The 14,585-nt window shown below is 62.5% G+C and carries 14 protein-coding genes; 9 read left to right on the top strand and 5 right to left on the bottom strand.

The window, feature by feature from the left end; translation table 11 throughout:
* Positions 1–286 precede the first annotated feature (286 nt).
* Positions 287–1,303, bottom strand: coding sequence for a 1-aminocyclopropane-1-carboxylate deaminase (locus M0D64_RS16860; RefSeq protein ID WP_266258562.1), 1,017 nt, complete (start codon positions 1,301–1,303; stop codon positions 287–289).
* A gap of 161 nt (positions 1,304–1,464) precedes the next feature.
* On the opposite strand from M0D64_RS16860, the gene M0D64_RS16855 reads away from it, so the two are divergent.
* From M0D64_RS16855 to M0D64_RS16840, 4 genes are all read left to right on the top strand, one after another.
* Positions 1,465–2,007, top strand: a complete 543-nt coding sequence (locus M0D64_RS16855; protein ID WP_266258561.1) for an Lrp/AsnC family transcriptional regulator — start codon at positions 1,465–1,467, stop codon at positions 2,005–2,007.
* A gap of 135 nt (positions 2,008–2,142) precedes the next feature.
* Positions 2,143–2,655, top strand: coding sequence for a peptide-methionine (R)-S-oxide reductase MsrB (msrB, locus tag M0D64_RS16850; RefSeq protein WP_154567028.1), 513 nt, complete (start codon positions 2,143–2,145; stop codon positions 2,653–2,655).
* Positions 2,656–2,674: 19 nt separating this feature from the next.
* On the top strand, positions 2,675–3,418 hold the full coding sequence (gene msrA, locus M0D64_RS16845) for a peptide-methionine (S)-S-oxide reductase MsrA (protein ID WP_266258560.1): 744 nt from the start codon (positions 2,675–2,677) through the stop codon (positions 3,416–3,418).
* A 520-nt stretch (positions 3,419–3,938) separates the two neighbouring features.
* Positions 3,939–4,835: a MipA/OmpV family protein gene (locus M0D64_RS16840; RefSeq protein WP_266258559.1), complete on the top strand. Its 897-nt coding sequence runs from the start codon at positions 3,939–3,941 to the stop codon at positions 4,833–4,835.
* A gap of 144 nt (positions 4,836–4,979) precedes the next feature.
* Here M0D64_RS16840 and M0D64_RS16835 read toward each other — a convergent pair whose 3' ends face one another.
* The gene (locus M0D64_RS16835; protein ID WP_266258558.1) at positions 4,980–6,212 is read right to left on the bottom strand and encodes an MFS transporter; all 1,233 of its coding nucleotides are present in this window, start codon (positions 6,210–6,212) and stop codon (positions 4,980–4,982) included.
* Positions 6,213–6,319: 107 nt separating this feature from the next.
* On the opposite strand from M0D64_RS16835, the gene M0D64_RS16830 reads away from it, so the two are divergent.
* Both M0D64_RS16830 and M0D64_RS16825 read left to right on the top strand, forming a co-directional pair.
* A complete protein-coding gene (locus M0D64_RS16830) occupies positions 6,320–7,210 on the top strand; it encodes a LysR family transcriptional regulator (protein WP_266258557.1) in 891 nt (296 codons plus the stop codon).
* A gap of 141 nt (positions 7,211–7,351) precedes the next feature.
* Positions 7,352–8,170 (top strand): helix-turn-helix transcriptional regulator, encoded by an 819-nt coding sequence (locus M0D64_RS16825; RefSeq protein WP_266258556.1) that lies wholly within the window; start codon positions 7,352–7,354, stop codon positions 8,168–8,170.
* Positions 8,171–8,258: 88 nt separating this feature from the next.
* Here M0D64_RS16825 and M0D64_RS16820 read toward each other — a convergent pair whose 3' ends face one another.
* The gene (locus tag M0D64_RS16820; RefSeq protein WP_266258555.1) at positions 8,259–9,200 is read right to left on the bottom strand and encodes a LysR family transcriptional regulator; all 942 of its coding nucleotides are present in this window, start codon (positions 9,198–9,200) and stop codon (positions 8,259–8,261) included.
* 216 nt (positions 9,201–9,416) lie between these two features.
* Here M0D64_RS16820 and M0D64_RS16815 point away from each other — a divergent pair, with 216 nt between their 5' ends.
* The 3 genes from M0D64_RS16815 (at position 9,417) to M0D64_RS16805 (ending at position 12,534) form a co-directional block, all read left to right on the top strand.
* Positions 9,417–10,616 (top strand): amino acid aminotransferase, encoded by a 1,200-nt coding sequence (locus M0D64_RS16815; RefSeq protein WP_266258553.1) that lies wholly within the window; start codon positions 9,417–9,419, stop codon positions 10,614–10,616.
* Positions 10,617–10,670: 54 nt separating this feature from the next.
* Positions 10,671–11,462, top strand: a complete 792-nt coding sequence (locus tag M0D64_RS16810) for a class II aldolase/adducin family protein (RefSeq protein WP_266258552.1) — start codon at positions 10,671–10,673, stop codon at positions 11,460–11,462.
* A gap of 88 nt (positions 11,463–11,550) precedes the next feature.
* Positions 11,551–12,534, top strand: coding sequence for a 2-dehydropantoate 2-reductase (locus M0D64_RS16805; protein WP_266258551.1), 984 nt, complete (start codon positions 11,551–11,553; stop codon positions 12,532–12,534).
* A gap of 98 nt (positions 12,535–12,632) precedes the next feature.
* Here the strand turns inward: M0D64_RS16805 and M0D64_RS16800 are convergent, their stop codons facing one another.
* Both M0D64_RS16800 and M0D64_RS16795 read right to left on the bottom strand, forming a co-directional pair.
* Positions 12,633–12,824 carry a hypothetical protein gene (locus M0D64_RS16800; protein WP_097396572.1) on the bottom strand — a complete coding sequence of 64 codons (192 nt, stop codon included), beginning with the start codon at positions 12,822–12,824 and terminating at the stop codon, positions 12,633–12,635.
* Between the two features lie 19 nt (positions 12,825–12,843).
* The gene (locus M0D64_RS16795; RefSeq protein ID WP_266258550.1) at positions 12,844–14,562 is read right to left on the bottom strand and encodes an FAD-dependent oxidoreductase; all 1,719 of its coding nucleotides are present in this window, start codon (positions 14,560–14,562) and stop codon (positions 12,844–12,846) included.
* Positions 14,563–14,585: the final 23 nt, after the last annotated feature.

The following is a 14,585-nucleotide window of genomic DNA, read 5'->3' as shown; positions in this document are numbered from 1 at the left end:
GTAGGCAAGAGAAAGCAGCTCAAACCACTCCTGCTAAGTGGGTCCCATAGCTTCCAAAGGGCAGTGGCGCATCTGGAATCTGTGTTCGTGCACCTGCATGCGCTAGTGACAAGCGAGTCATTCTTCCGGCGGCGCCGCGCGCGCCGAAGAGTACTTCAAAAACCGCCCGCTGCGTTTCAGGCTTCGGCTTCGCCGCTGATCAGCGACACTTCGCGGAGCAGCGGCGGACCTTGTCGCGGCAAACTAATCACCGTCCGCCACTCGCCGCTCCCAGACCCACCGCCGTTTAGCCGTTCCGGAAAATGAAGCTGTAGCCGTTCAGCGCCGGCACGCCGCCCAAGTGCGCATACAACACCCGTGAGCCTTCCGGGAATTCGCCGTTTCGCACCATGTCGATCATGCCGTGCATCGATTTGCCCTCGTACACCGGGTCGGTCAGCACGCCCTCGAGTCGCGCGCACAAACGGATCGCCTCCAGCGTGCCTTCGTTCGGCAAGCCGTATTCGGGGCCGGCGTAGCGCTCGTCCAGTACCACGTCCTCGCTCGTGATGTCGCGGTCCAGGCCGACTTTTTCTGCGGTCTGCTTCGCGATTCGGGTGATCTGCTCGCGCGTCTGTGCCGGTTTCGCGGATGCATCAATGCCAATCACGCGCTCGGCGCGGCCGTCGGCGGCGAAACCCACTACCATGCCGGCCTGGGTGCTGCCCGTCACGGAACACACCACGATGTAGTCGAATTTGAAGCCCAACTCGGCTTCCTGTTGGCGGACCTCTTCGGCAAAGCCGACGAACCCGAGGCCGCCCAGCGGATGGTCAGAGCAGCCGGCCGGGATCGCGTACGGCTTGCCACCCGCGGCACGCACGCTCTCCAGTGCATCCTCCCAACTCTTGCGAAAACCAATGTCGAAACCGTCGGCAACCAGGCGGACGTCTGCGCCCAGAATGCGTGACATCTGGATGTTGCCGACGCGGTCGTACACGGCGTCCGAATAGTTGACCCAGTTCTCCTGCACCAACACACACTTCATCCCCAGATGCGCCGCGACCGCCGCTACCTGGCGGGTCTGGTTCGACTGGATGCCGCCAATCGACACCAGCGTGTCACAACCCTGCGCCAATGCCTCCGGAATCAGATACTCCAGCTTGCGCGTCTTGTTGCCGCCGAAGGCAAAGCCGCTGTTGCAGTCCTCGCGCTTCGCATAGAGATGCACCTTGCCGCCCAGGTGGTCGCTCAAACGCTTCAGCGGCTGGATCGGCGTGGGCCCAAAAGTCAGCGGGTAGCGAGGGAATCGTTGCAGGTTCATGGCAGCTCCGAAATTGTAGGTTTGACGCGAGCAGCAAGCAGTCGCGTTACAACAAATGGTAGGGAAAAGCGCTAGAAATGAGCTTGCAAATAAATTCCGTTCAACATACTTTTAAGACCATGAAGTAGAAATTGACCTAATAAAAGGCCGAACGGGAAACAATGAACGCAACAAAAGTTCGTGGTGCATCAACGACTGCAACCGCAACTGCCGCCGCACCCTCATCCGCGGAAGCCGATCCGCTTCACGCGCTCGATCGCATCGACCGGGCGATCCTGCGTCAACTGCAAACCGACGCGTCGATCTCGAACGTCGCGCTCGCGGCCAAAGTCAAACTGAGTGCGCCAGCGTGTCTGCGGCGCGTCGAGCGGCTGAAGGAGTCGGGGCTGATTCGCGGCGTCGTCGCGTTGATCGACCCGAAGGCGGCCGGGGCGGGCATGCTGGTCATCATCGGCGTGGTGCTGGATCGGTCTACGCCGGAGTCGTTTGCCGAGTTCGAGAAGGCGGCCCAGAAGGTGGCAGGGTGCATGGAATGCCACGTCGTGACCGGCGAGTTCGACTATTTCATGACGATCCGCACGCGTGATAGCGACAGCTTCAATCGTCTGCACGCGGAACAGTTGCTCTATTTGCCGGGCGTCCGGCAAATCCGCTCGTTCATGGTGCTCAAGGAAATCCTGTCGACCACCAAATTTCCGCTGTAGCCGCTGCCGTCACGCAAAAAGACGCGCATGCTGTCATAAATCCCCTTGCTGGACGACTAAGTGTCGGGACCACTCGCGGGCGGCGCGCTTAGCGCCTGAACGGGTGAACGGTACGGACTTTCCGGGGCGATCATCATGGCTTGCAACAGACGGACATTCTTCAGGTTAATCGGCGCGGCGTCGCTCGCCGGCGGCACCGCGGCTTGGCGCACGGCAGGCGCAGCGGAGCTAGGCACAGCAGCGGCCTACGAGGTCGCGCACAGCGACGCCGAATGGCACAAGCTGCTCACGGACGCGCAATTCCGCGTGTTGCGCGAAGCGGGCACGGAGCGCCCATTCAGCAGCCCACTGAACGACGAGCACCGCGCCGGCACATTCGGGTGCGCCGGTTGCGCGCTGCCGCTGTTTTCGTCGAAGACGAAGTTCGATAGCGGCACCGGCTGGCCCAGTTTCTGGCAGCCGATGGATCACGCAGTCATCACGCATACCGACAAGTCGTTCGGCATGACGCGCGACGAAGTACTGTGCCGGCGCTGCGGCAGCCATCTGGGTCACGTATTCGACGACGGCCCCAAACCGACCGGCCTGCGCTATTGCATGAACGGCCTCGCGTTGACTTTCACGCCTGCCGCGCGCGGCACGAGTTGATCGAATCAGGACGGACATCATGAACATCGAGAAACGCATTATCGGCAAACCGGCCCGCTCGCGCGGGGCGGCCATCGCGCTTTCGGTCGGGCTCGGCGCGCTGGCGCTGCTGCTGGCGCAGCGCATGGCATTCTCGTCGGAAGCTGGGGTTGTCATTGCGCCGCCCGCTGTCGACGAACCGATCTCCGCCACAACCGCGCACGAAGAAACCGCCGTGTTCGCGGGCGGCTGCTTCTGGGGCGTGCAGGGCGTGTTCCAGCACGTGCGGGGCGTCACGAAGGCGGTGTCGGGTTATTCGGGCGGCCAGCGCGACACTGCACAGTATGAGACCGTCAGTGGCGGCGAAACCGGCCACGCGGAATCCGTGCAGGTCACGTTCGACCCCACCAAGGTCACCTATGGGCAGTTGTTACAGGTCTACTTTTCTGTGATTCAGGACCCGACCGAGTTGAACCGCCAGGGGCCGGACAGCGGCACGCAATACCGCTCGGCAGTGTTCCCGTTGAATGACACGCAGCGGCACGTCGCGCAAAGCTATATCGCTCAACTCGAGAAGGCGCATGCCTTCCCGGCGCCGATCGTCACGAAAACGGAGCCGTTCAAGGGCTTCTATCCTGCCGAGTCCTACCACCAGAACTACCTGACGTTGCATCCGAACTCCGCGTATATCGCCATCAACGACATGCCGAAGGTCGCCAATCTGAAGCGTCTGTTTCCGAATCTCTATCGCGACAAGCCCGTGCTGGTCGAAGCGGCACAGTAAGCCGGCGCTACAAATCGGCGCAGTCCAGCAGCGCAATAGAGCAAAATAACAAGGCAGCGCTGCAAAGAGGTGAACGCCGCACCGGCGCTAATCGCCCTGTTCCTGCGCCGCATCGCGCGGCGCCGGATTTTTTTTGCGACTGTATTCTGCCTCTCAACATCGCCACGGCACGCCTGGCAGCGACCGCCGGGCTGCCTTGCGATTCTCCTGTTCGACCTCATCGAGCCAACCCGATCCAACCGAAGCCGATCCAAGCCGGCTCTCCGGCGACTAGGCCCGCATTTTGCAAAGGAGCGTACGTCGGCAATTCTTTCGCACGTCTCTGTTCGTGCACATGCCCAATTTACGCTGGGCGGCACCAGGTTCGGACAGCGCGTTTCGCCGGCAGTGCGTGTCGTTCGCTGAAAGAATTACGTGCCGCGCGTAGCATTGCAGCGGTCACCTGGAAGTTTGCAATCCATTGCGGACCTCGGGTGAGAACCTAAACCCCGTCGCGATACGCGAGGAACGGAGGCTTCCGGTGTCGAACAGCCGTAGAAAGCGGATCGGCAAGATTCGCAAAAAAGAAACAAGCATCGCGGCAACATCGCTGGTCGCCGTGACCGTCGGCGGTATCGGCGTTTTGCCGGCTTCGGCCTTGGCCCAAACTCCTTCGCCACTGGGCGAATGGCAGTATTCGGTGGGCATTCCGCTGCAGAAGATGTGGCAGCCGGATATTCCCGAATGGCAGGTGCGTATCGGCGCGGCAACGTCGTTCCAGCCGCGTTATGAGGGTTCCGACCGGTATCACGTAATGGCCGGTCCGAGCATCGACGTGCGCTACAAGGATCTGTTCTACTTTTCGAGCGGCGAAGGCCTTGGGGTCAATTTCGCGCAAGGGCAGAACTGGCGCGCGAGTCTCGGGGTCGTCTACGATCTCGGGCGTCGCGGCCATGACGATCCGGAGGAGTTGAACGGTCTGGGCAACATCAATCAGGCGCCGGGCGTCAAACTCGCGGGGGAATATGTTGTGTCGAAAGATTTCCCGCTCGTGCTGCGCGCCGACGTCCGACGCTATTTCGGCGGCTCGAACGGCTGGATCGGCGATCTCGGCGCCTATTTGCCGATGCCGGGCAGCACCAAACAATTCTTCTGGTTTGCCGGGCCGAACGTGACACTCGCGGACTCCAAGTACATGAACAGTTGGTATGGTGTGAATCAGAATCAGGCGGCACACTCGCAATACTCGCAGTATCACGCGAGTGCCGGTTTCAAGTCGGTGGGTTTCGGCATTAGCGCAGTGTGGCTGTTCGACAAGCACTGGTTTGCCACTGCCGACGGCGCATTTGAAGAACTGGTCGGCAGCGCGGGCAATAGTCCGATTACGCACAGCAGGGCCACCGGTGTGGCCGATGTTTCCATTAACTATCGCTTCTGATGCAGCGGTTCTCTATTTGAGGGTATGGACGCAGGCGCGCGATTCTGGCGCGTCGCTCCAGGTGCTGAAGACCGTAATCAAGGCCGCCGAATGGCATCGCGTGTGGACGTATGAACACGCGCCTCCGGTCGGTCGCAAGATCGATCATGTGTCGCACCCACGCGAACTGTCGCGCAGATGCAGCCCCGCTGCCGCAGCGAAAAACCCCAACGCGGCGACGCATACACCCGTCCAGCCCCAACGCGCGAGCGCCGGCCCGGCGATGGTGGCGCCTACCGCGCTGCCGACAAAAAAGAGCCCCGTGTAGAGCCCATTCACCCGGCCACGCGATTCGGGCGCTAGCTGATTGATTGCGCGCCGGCCGAGCGCCTGATCGGCAATCACGCCACCGTCGATGAAGAATGCGGCCACAGCCAGCATGGTGATCGATGCGACGCGCGACACACCCGAAGTCAGCGCCAATGCCGCCAGCAGTGCGGCTGCGATGGCGACCGCGTGAGCGAGCATACTGGCGGGCTTCGACCAGCCCCTGTCGCCGGCACGGCCTGCCAACGGTGCGATGAACACGCTGCCGCCGCCGGCTAACGCGAAGAGCGCGACAGAGGTGCTGTTCAACCCGAGTGGCGCACGCGTCAGGACAATGGCAACGCTGCTCCAGAACGCATTGAAGCCAGCCATGAGCAGGCCCTGATACAGGGCTCGGCGGCGCAGCACCGGTTCATGTGCCAGCAATCGCACCATGGACGTCAACAACGCAGCATAGGGCGGCGCGCCGACAGGGCGGCTATCCGGCAACCGTGGCACCACGGCGAGCGTAACAGCGGCGAGCAGCAGAGCATCGGCGGCGTAAAACGCTCGCCAGCCGAGTGCGCCGCCGATCACACTGGCAAGCGGCCGCGATAACAGAATGCCGAGCATCAAACCGCTCATCACATTGCCGACGACTTTGCCCCGCGAAGCCGGCGGCGCGAGTGACGCCGCCGCGGGCACCAGCATCTGCACGACACTCGACGTCACGCCGACAGCGAACGACGCGGCCAGAAACACCGGCGCGAGCGGCGCGATGGCGGCCAGCGCAAGACACGCGATCTGCGCGAACAACGTCGCCGCAATCAGAGGCCGATTGGGCAGGCGGTCGATCAGCGGCACGAGTCCGACGAGGCCGACCGCATAGCCGAACAGCGTCAATGCGGTGACGAGCGTGGTCCATGCGCCGAGATGCAGCGAGGCGTCGAGCGGGCCAATCAACGTTTGTGACGCATACAGTGGCAGCACGGCAACCGCGACCATCGCGGCGAAGCGCGCGGTCGGAACGCTCTGTGCCGGCGGCGTAGCCGCTTGGGCTGCCGTCGGGCATTGAATCGTGGATGAGTCCATCGCCGGGCTACCCGTAAAGTCAAAGTGAATCGATGCTACTCTCCCATCAGGCAAACATAATTCGCACGGAATTGGATACATCCTCACGATAAACGGGAGAATCGCCGATGGATGCATTGCGCGATCTGGAAACCTTGGTGGCAGTGGTCGAGGAGGGCAGTCTGACGAACGCCGCGCGCCGGCTTGGCCGGTCGTTGCAGGCTGTCAGCCGCTCGCTTCAGGTGCTCGAGCGCGCGCACGGATCGACCCTGATCGTGCGAACCACCCGCACTTCGCAGCCGAGCGAGGCCGGCATGCGTTTTTACGAACGCGTCAAAGGCGCGCTGACCGAACTCGAACTGGCACGCACCGAACTCGCGGAGGAATTGCACAGGCTCACCGGGCGTTTGCGCATCAATGCGCCCACACTGTTCGGACCAAAATTCGTCGCGCCGCTCGCCGCGGAATTTTTGCAGCGTCATCCGCAATTGGCGTTGTCGCTCGATCTGAGCGACGAGTATCGCGATCCGGCAGAGACCGGCGCGGACGTGACGATCCGCATTGGCGAAATGCCTGATTCACGGCTGGTGGCGCGGCGGATCGGCACGCTTCGGCGGGTGGTGTTCGCAGCGCCGGATTATCTTGCCGAACACGGCAGACCGTCACATCCGCGGGATCTGGCGAAACATGATTGTGTCGTTCGAACGGGCGTGCCGCATCCGGGGCGTTGGGTGTTTACGTCGCCGGACGGCAACGAAATTGCGGTGAACGTGGCGGGGCGCTTTGACAGCAATCAGGTTGCGGCGGTGAATGCGGGCGTGCTGGGTGGTATGGGGGTTGGGGTCGCTGCCTTCTGGCAGATTCAGGAATGGGTTGAGGCAGGCAAGGCTGAGGTTTTGCTCACGGATTTTCAGTTGACACCTTTGCCGTTGCATGCAATGTGGACGAGGACGCGGCGGCTGCCACAGAGGACCCGGCTGCTGGTCGATTTCCTTGCTGTCAAGTTGGGGACGTTGTAGCTATATCCCCCGCCGAAGGGTTTGCGAGGGCTCGGCAGCGTGAGCGGTTTTCGCCGTGCAGGCAGAGCAGCATCAGGTGCAATGCTTCATTGTGCTACGCTTGCCGGACCAAACTCCACGTAGCGTGACCTCGCCATCATCATGCGTTCCTGGCGCATATCCACACCGGCCCGCAGCGGGCATATCAACACGTCGCGTGTTACCGACCTCGTCATGTCGATCTCACATGACGACCCGGACGCGCTTGCTGCAAGCATTCTGAAAACGGTTGGCGACACGCTTCCCGTGTCGCAGTGCACGGTTTTCGCATACGAATTTGATGCGAGGCCGCGCACCGTCTCCGCCGCCGACCATCGCGGCGGCCGTTTCCTTCGTGATGTCGCCGATCGCTACGCCACGCACTTTTATGCGCTCGACGGAAACCGCGCCATCGTCGGCGGCTCGCAAGCGAAGCAGGCGCGCGAGGCGTTAGTGCTGCATCAGCAGCAAAGCGAAGAAATCGAAAACGAAGCGTACCGCGCCGCCTGCTACGCGCAGCCCAACGTATCCGACCGGCTGTCGCTGCTTTTGCAACCCATGGAAAGCGTCTGGCTGTCGATCAATCTGTATCGTGACAGCGCATACGGCGTGTTTCAGCCAGGCGAACTGGAGCATGTGGAAAGCATGGCGCATCTGTTCGCCCACGCTGCAAAAAGCCATTACGCGCTCAATGGGCAGCATCAGCAAGGCACGGCAGCCGCGATGCTGGCACGGGTCAGACGTGCCTGCCCGGCGCTGACGCCGCGTGAGATCGACGTGCTGCGCGGCACGCTCGAAGGCGCCAGCGCCGCCGAGATCGCGGAGCAAATGGGCGTCAAGGTCACCAGCGTGATTACGTATCAGAAGCGCGCTTACGCGCGGCTGGGGATCTCGAGCCAGCGCCAGTTGTTCGCGTTATGTCTGCTGCCTGAGCGGTCTTGAACCGGCGCGCCGAATTTGCAGCCGTAGATTAGCTGCGAGACGGTCGAAGAAGAGCCGCCGAAGCACCATTGAGCTCGCGTCGACAAAATCATCCGCGCTTTGCTCGCGCATCGACCTGCGTCTCGCGATCCCAGCGCTTCAGCCACGGCATGATGAATTCCGCGAATCCGTCCGCGGGTGGTGACAGCGCACGTTCGGTCGAACGATATACGCACACTTCACGGATCGTTTCAGGATCGACGATCCGCTTCATCACCAGCCCGAAGGTTCGCGCGAGCGGCGCGACATAGGCGGGCGCGAGCGTCACAGCAAGCCCCTGCGAAGCCAGACCGAACGCTGTGGTTACGTTGTCCACCACGTCCACGGGAATGATGCGTGCCTCCGCCGGCAGATTAGCCAGCATCTGTTCGACTGCACGCTCGTGGTCGCGGCCGGTGGCAACAATCGGCACACCGCGCAAGTGCTGCCACTGCACCCTGCGTCGTGCATTTAACGGATGCGTCGGCGCGCACCACATCACCCACGGGCTCGCGAAGGCCGGATCGCAACGCACCCGCGTGCCGCTCTGGCGATCCGGGCCGATCGCGAGATCCACGTCGCCGCTTTCCACACGCTCCACCAACTGTTCGACCACGGTGTCGCATATGCGCACGACCACTTTCGGTTTGTCGCGCGCATATTCGGCGATGGCCGCCGGCAGCGCGGTCGCCGCGAGCACCAGCGGCGCGCCGACTCGCACGATCCCGGCCGCGCGATTGCGGATGTCGTCGGCGGACTGGGCGGCGGCGCGCACATGGCGCAAAACCGATTCGGCCGACGACAGGAAATCCTGCCCCGCGCTCGACAGATTGACGCGCCGCGTCGTACGGTCGAAGAGACGAAAGCCCAGTTCCGTTTCCAGTTCGGCCAGCAACTGACTGACCGCTGACGAGGTCAGCCCGAGCCGTTCCGCCGCCGCGCCGATGCTGTGCAAATCGACGATGGCGAGAAACGCTTCGAACTGACGGATGGTGACGCGTGTGAGTGGCATGAGGCGATTCTAAAGAAAAACTTACGAATCGTGAAAAATCGATTGATTGTAGATAGCGTGCCATTGGTCGACACTTGTCCTCGTCGACGCGAAGCAGGAAACCCGCTTAGACTTCCGACTCGCCCACGCTGCTACGACCAGCCTGCAACAGTCCACACTCAGGGTATACGCAGGTCGCAATCCAGCCACATGCAGGGCTCCACTCAAGGAATTGCCATGTTCGACCACATTCCCGCCTATCCGGGCGACCCGATTCTGAGCCTGAACGAGGATTTTCAACTCGATCCGCGGCCCAACAAGGTCAACCTGAGCATCGGCATCTATTTCGACGACGCCGGCAAGCTGCCGGTGATGGACGCCGTGCGGCGCGCCGAAACCGCGCTGCTCGAATCGATCGGCCCACGCTCCTACCTGCCGATGGCGGGCCTGCCGCTCTACCGCGACGCAGCACAGGCTCTGGTGTTCGGCGCGGACCACGAAGCACGTGCCGCGGGTCGGATCGCGACCTTGCAGACCATCGGCGGTTCGGGTGCGCTGAAAGTCGGCGCGGATTTTCTGAAGCGTTATTTCCCGGCCTCGCAGATCTGGATCAGCGATCCGAGCTGGGAAAACCATCGCGTGGTGTTCGAAGGCGCGGGCCTCACGGTCAACACGTATCCGTATTACGACGAACACACCGGTGGCTTGCGTTTCGCTGACATGCTCGACACGATCGACCGCTTGCCGGAACAGAGCATCGTGCTGCTGCATGCGTGCTGCCACAACCCGACCGGCGTCGATCTGAGTCCGGCGCAATGGGCGGAACTGGTGCCGGTATTGCAGCGCCGCAAACTGATTGCGTTTGTCGACATGGCGTATCAGGGTTTCGGCGCAGGCCTTGAGGAGGATGCCGCCTGCGTACGCCTGCTCGCCGATGCGGGCGTGCCCTTGATCGCCGCGAATTCGTTTTCGAAGAACTTCTCGCTGTACGGCGAGCGCTGCGGTGCGCTGAGCGTGGTGTGCAAGAGCAAGGAAGAAGCGGCTCGCGTGCTCGGTCAATTGATGTCGACGGTGCGCGCCAACTACAGCAATCCGCCGACGCATGGTGCGCGCCTCGTCGCCAACGTGCTGTCCGACGCGTCCTTGCGTGCCTCTTGGGAAGCGGAACTCGCCACCATGCGCGAACGGATTCTCGCCATGCGCGGCACGATTCACGAAGGCCTAGCAGGCCGCGTCGATGAAGTGATGCGCGCGCGTTACGTCGCGCAGCGCGGCATGTTCACGTACACGGGATTGAGCGAAGCCCAGGTCGAGCGTTTGCGCGGCGAATACGCCGTGTACGTACTGCGTTCGGGACGCATGTGCGTCGCCGGATTGAACGCGCGCAACGCCGGCTATGTGGCGTCGTCGATCGCGGCGGTGGTGGCAGGCGCATAACGGCTATTACTCGCAACGGCTTGCCTATAACGAACGATAAAAACGGAGACCCTGATGACGACTCTTGAAATGCCGACGGCGAGCCCTAAGAAGGCCGCCGGGATGCACCCCGACGAATGGCAGGCGCGCGTGCAACTGGCCGCGTGCTATCGCATCTTCGACATGCTCGGCTGGACCGAGATGATCTATAACCACATCACATTGCGCGTGCCGGCGAGCGTGAGCGGCGGCGAGCGGCATTTCCTGATCAATCCGTTCGGCCTGCACTACAGCGAAGTGACGGCGAGCAATCTCGTGAAGATCGACGCGCAAGGACGCGTGCTCGACAACTCGCCGTATCCGGTGAACCCTGCGGGTTTCGTCGTGCATGCGGCGATTCACGAAGGCCTGGCCGATGCGCACTGCGTGATGCACACGCACACCACGGCCGGCGTCGCGGTGGCGTGCCTCGAAAACGGCCTGGAGCAAACCAACTTCTATAGCGCGCAGTTGTATGACCGCATTGCGTATCACGACTTCGAAGGCATCACGGTGCATGCGGAGGAAGGGCCGCGTCTGCTCGAACATATCGGCAGCAGGCAAGCGGTGATCTTGCGCAATCATGGCCTGCTGGCATGGGGCCACACGTTGCCGCAGACTTTCGCTATTCTGTGGACGCTCAACCGCGCGTGCGAAATCCAGATGGCCACGTTCTCGATGGGCCGCGCGCGGCCGGTGCCGGAAGACGTGGCGATCCGTTGCTCGCGCGACTCATTGCAATTCGATCCACGTCACGGCGGGGGGCAGGATGTATTCGATGCGCTGGTGCGGCGCGTGGATCGCATCGACGCGAGCTACAAGGATTAACGCGAGGATTAACACAAGAATCGGCGCAAGGATTAACGCGAGACTTGAGGCGAAGATCGCTCCGACGATTAAAGCAAGGATTGAAGCAATGAAAGTAGGTATCTACGGTGCCGGCGCGATCGGTGGCTGGATGGGGGTGAAGCTCGCACAGGCCGGCCACGACGTGAGCGTGGTGGCGCGCGGCGCGACACTCAGTGAGTTGCAGCAGCACGGCTTGCGTCTGATCGAAGGCGGCGTGACGCACGCGGTGAAGGTGACTGCAAGTGAACAGCCGGCGGATCTCGGCGTGCAGGACCTCGTCGTGGTGGCGGTCAAGGGTCCGGCGATGGCGTCGGTGGCCGCGCATATTGCGCCGCTGCTGAGTCCGCAGACGATTGTGCTTACGGCAATGAACGGTGTGCCATGGTGGTTCTGCGACGGGCTCGGCCGTGATTTCGCCGGCAAACGGTTAAAGTCGATCGATCCTGACGGCGCGATCGCCGCCGCGATTCCGACCGCGCAGACAGTGGGCTGTGTGGTGCATGCGAGCTGTCTGATCGAGTCGCCGGGCGTCATCAGGCATCACCAGGGCAATGGGCTGATCGTCGGCGAGGCGTCGGGGCGAACGAGCGAACGCGTCAAAACGCTCACCGCCACGCTGGCCGCGGCGGGCTTCAACGCTTCGATGTCGGAGCAGATTCAGCGCGACGTCTGGTACAAGCTGTGGGGCAACATGACCATGAATCCGATCAGCGCCATCACCGGCGCGACCACCGACCGGATTCTCAGCGACGAACTGGTGCGCAACTTCGTCACGAGCATCATGCTGGAAGCGAAGGAGATCGGCGCACGTTTCGGTATTCCGATCGAACAGGCGCCGGCGGATCGTCACGAGGTCACGCTCAAACTCGGCGCGATGAAAACCTCGATGCTGCAGGATGTACAGGCGGGCAAGGCGGTCGAACTCGACGCACTGGTGGCTGCGGTGCGTGAACTGGGGCAGCTTACCGGCGTGCCGACGCCATACACGGACGCGTTGCTCGGGCTCGCACGCCTGCATGCGAGTACGTTGGGGTTGTATCCCCGCCAGTGAACGTTGTTCCGACTTCCGAAAAGAAGCCGCCCCGCATGATCAATGGGGCGGTTTTTTTTCGTCTTACGTTTCGCGTCTTATGTAACGGGCTTTCCGCATCACGCAGCCACTGCGGAAGAGGCCGGCAGCTTCGCCGCTTCGATCAACGACAGCGCTCGCTGCGTATCGCCGAGTTCCGTCATGCACAGCAGCGCAAGACGGGCCAGATATAAGGGCGCTTGCGCTTCGCCTTCAGCGGTCAGTGTCTTGCAGAGCGTCGTGTAGACGAGGTCGAGTTCGCTATCGGTCATGGTGTGGGTTCCTCTTGCGTCAATTCGTCAGACTGGCCGTCACGGCGCTTTGCACGTTCGTCGCGTTGCCGTTGCGCCAGCGGGCGAGCACATGACCGTCCGGCCTGATCAGATAGACGGTGCCCGGCGTGGCATCGAGCATCTCATGCAAGCGTCCCGCTGAATCGACCACATGCGCGACGGTGGCGCGCGGTGCATCGCCTGTGACCAGCGTGATCGCTTTGAACGGAATGCTATGTTCGCCGAGTGCATGATGCAATTGCTGCCATGCTTCGTCTTGCGCCATGTCCGCGCCGAAGCGAAGTGCGGTGAAGCATGGTCCGAGCAGATCGGTGAGATGGAGATCGACTGCTACGCCGTCGCACATGCGTTGAAGTCGGCACTCCGGCAGGACCGTGCCCGGCGCTGGACCCCTGGCGAACGCGCCTGATGCAACGGCGGCGACCCGATTGAGCGGCGACTCGGCATACGCAATCGCATGCGTCTGCCGCGGATTGATCAGTGGCCGCACGGCCGGATGATGCGCGGCAAGTCCCAGGACTGCCTTGCGCATCAGGTCGAACGCGAACGAGGGCGGCGCCATGAATTCGGTGCTCTTCATCCCGTGGCTCAGGTTTTCACGCGCCGCGAACACGCGCTCGTCGCTGTAGCTGTCGAGCAGGCGGTCCGATGCAATGCCGTTGACGACGCAACCGAGTTTCCAGCCGAGATTGTCGGCGTCGTCGATGCCGGAATTCGCGCCACGCACGCCGAAAATCGGCACGAGATGCGCGGCATCGCCCGCGAACAGCACCGAGCCGTGCCGGTAGCGTTCGAGCGTCAGCGCGTTGGCCTTGTAGACCGTAATCCAGATCGGCGACCATTCGCCCGTTTCGCCCATCGAGTCGAGCACGCTCTGCACGCGTGGCATGACGTTTTCAGGTTTGACCGCGGCCTCGGGATCTTCATCGTCGCGAAGCTGGTAGTCGATGCGCCAGACGTTGTCGGGCTGTTTGTGCACCAGCACCGTCGAGCCGGGATTGGAGGGCGGATCGAAGTAGGCGAGACGCTCGGTGGCGCGTTCGCTCTTCAGTTCGATATCGACGATCACGTAGCGGCCCTCGTACGTGGTGCCGGTGAGCTTGAGGCCGAGTGCCTCGCGAACCGTGCTGCGGCCGCCGTCGCACGAGACGACCCAATCCGCGCGCATTTTCCATGCGGTGTCGCCGGTGCTGAGGTCAAGCGTGGCGCCAGCGGTGCCGTTGTCGGCATGTTGTTCGATACCGGTCACGCGGGTTTGCCAGCGGATTTCGATCAGATCGGCATGGTGTTCCACTTCGTCGAGCAGCAACTGCTCGATCTGGTATTGCGCGATGTTGATCATCGGCGGCAGCGATTGCTCGTCGTCCTGATGCATGGCGAAGCGGAACACTTCGGCATCGCGATAGAAGCTGCGGCCGCCGGTCCATGGCAAGCCCTTTTGCAGAAAACCGTGCACTGCGCCAAGGCGTTTGAAAATCTCCAGGCTGCGGCGTGAGATGCAGATCGCGCGACTGCCGGTGCAGACGCCGTCGTCGGCTTCGATCAGCACCGAGCGTACGCCCTGGCGAGCCAGCGCGAGTGCCAGCGTCATGCCTACCGGACCGCCCCCGACAATCGCGACGGCGCGCCGCACAGGGTCGCGCCCGTCGACCAGCGGCGGCACCTCGCCCGCATAGTGACGCGGCGTGAACGGATAGGGTTTGAAACTGCGGCTCATACGTGTCTCCTGGATCTTCGCTG

It is taken from the genome of Paraburkholderia sp. WS6 (assembly GCF_030464835.1).
In the GTDB taxonomy this organism is placed as follows: domain Bacteria; phylum Pseudomonadota; class Gammaproteobacteria; order Burkholderiales; family Burkholderiaceae; genus Paraburkholderia; species Paraburkholderia madseniana.
This window is presented reverse-complemented; position numbering and strand designations above follow the sequence as displayed.

What these genes read in the sequence shown, in the direction of transcription:
- M0D64_RS16860 (WP_266258562.1), bottom strand. Translation starts at nt 1,303, where the DNA reads ATGAACCTGCAACGATTCCCTCGCTACCCGCTGACTTTTGGGCCCACG.
- M0D64_RS16855 (WP_266258561.1), top strand. Translation starts at nt 1,465, where the DNA reads ATGAACGCAACAAAAGTTCGTGGTGCATCAACGACTGCAACCGCAACT.
- msrB (WP_154567028.1), top strand. Translation starts at nt 2,143, where the DNA reads ATGGCTTGCAACAGACGGACATTCTTCAGGTTAATCGGCGCGGCGTCG.
- msrA (WP_266258560.1), top strand. Translation starts at nt 2,675, where the DNA reads ATGAACATCGAGAAACGCATTATCGGCAAACCGGCCCGCTCGCGCGGG.
- M0D64_RS16835 (WP_266258558.1), bottom strand. Translation starts at nt 6,212, where the DNA reads ATGGACTCATCCACGATTCAATGCCCGACGGCAGCCCAAGCGGCTACG.
- M0D64_RS16830 (WP_266258557.1), top strand. Translation starts at nt 6,320, where the DNA reads ATGGATGCATTGCGCGATCTGGAAACCTTGGTGGCAGTGGTCGAGGAG.
- M0D64_RS16825 (WP_266258556.1), top strand. Translation starts at nt 7,352, where the DNA reads ATGCGTTCCTGGCGCATATCCACACCGGCCCGCAGCGGGCATATCAAC.
- M0D64_RS16820 (WP_266258555.1), bottom strand. Translation starts at nt 9,200, where the DNA reads ATGCCACTCACACGCGTCACCATCCGTCAGTTCGAAGCGTTTCTCGCC.
- M0D64_RS16815 (WP_266258553.1), top strand. Translation starts at nt 9,417, where the DNA reads ATGTTCGACCACATTCCCGCCTATCCGGGCGACCCGATTCTGAGCCTG.
- M0D64_RS16810 (WP_266258552.1), top strand. Translation starts at nt 10,671, where the DNA reads ATGACGACTCTTGAAATGCCGACGGCGAGCCCTAAGAAGGCCGCCGGG.
- M0D64_RS16805 (WP_266258551.1), top strand. Translation starts at nt 11,551, where the DNA reads ATGAAAGTAGGTATCTACGGTGCCGGCGCGATCGGTGGCTGGATGGGG.
- M0D64_RS16800 (WP_097396572.1), bottom strand. Translation starts at nt 12,824, where the DNA reads ATGACCGATAGCGAACTCGACCTCGTCTACACGACGCTCTGCAAGACA.
- M0D64_RS16795 (WP_266258550.1), bottom strand. Translation starts at nt 14,562, where the DNA reads ATGAGCCGCAGTTTCAAACCCTATCCGTTCACGCCGCGTCACTATGCG.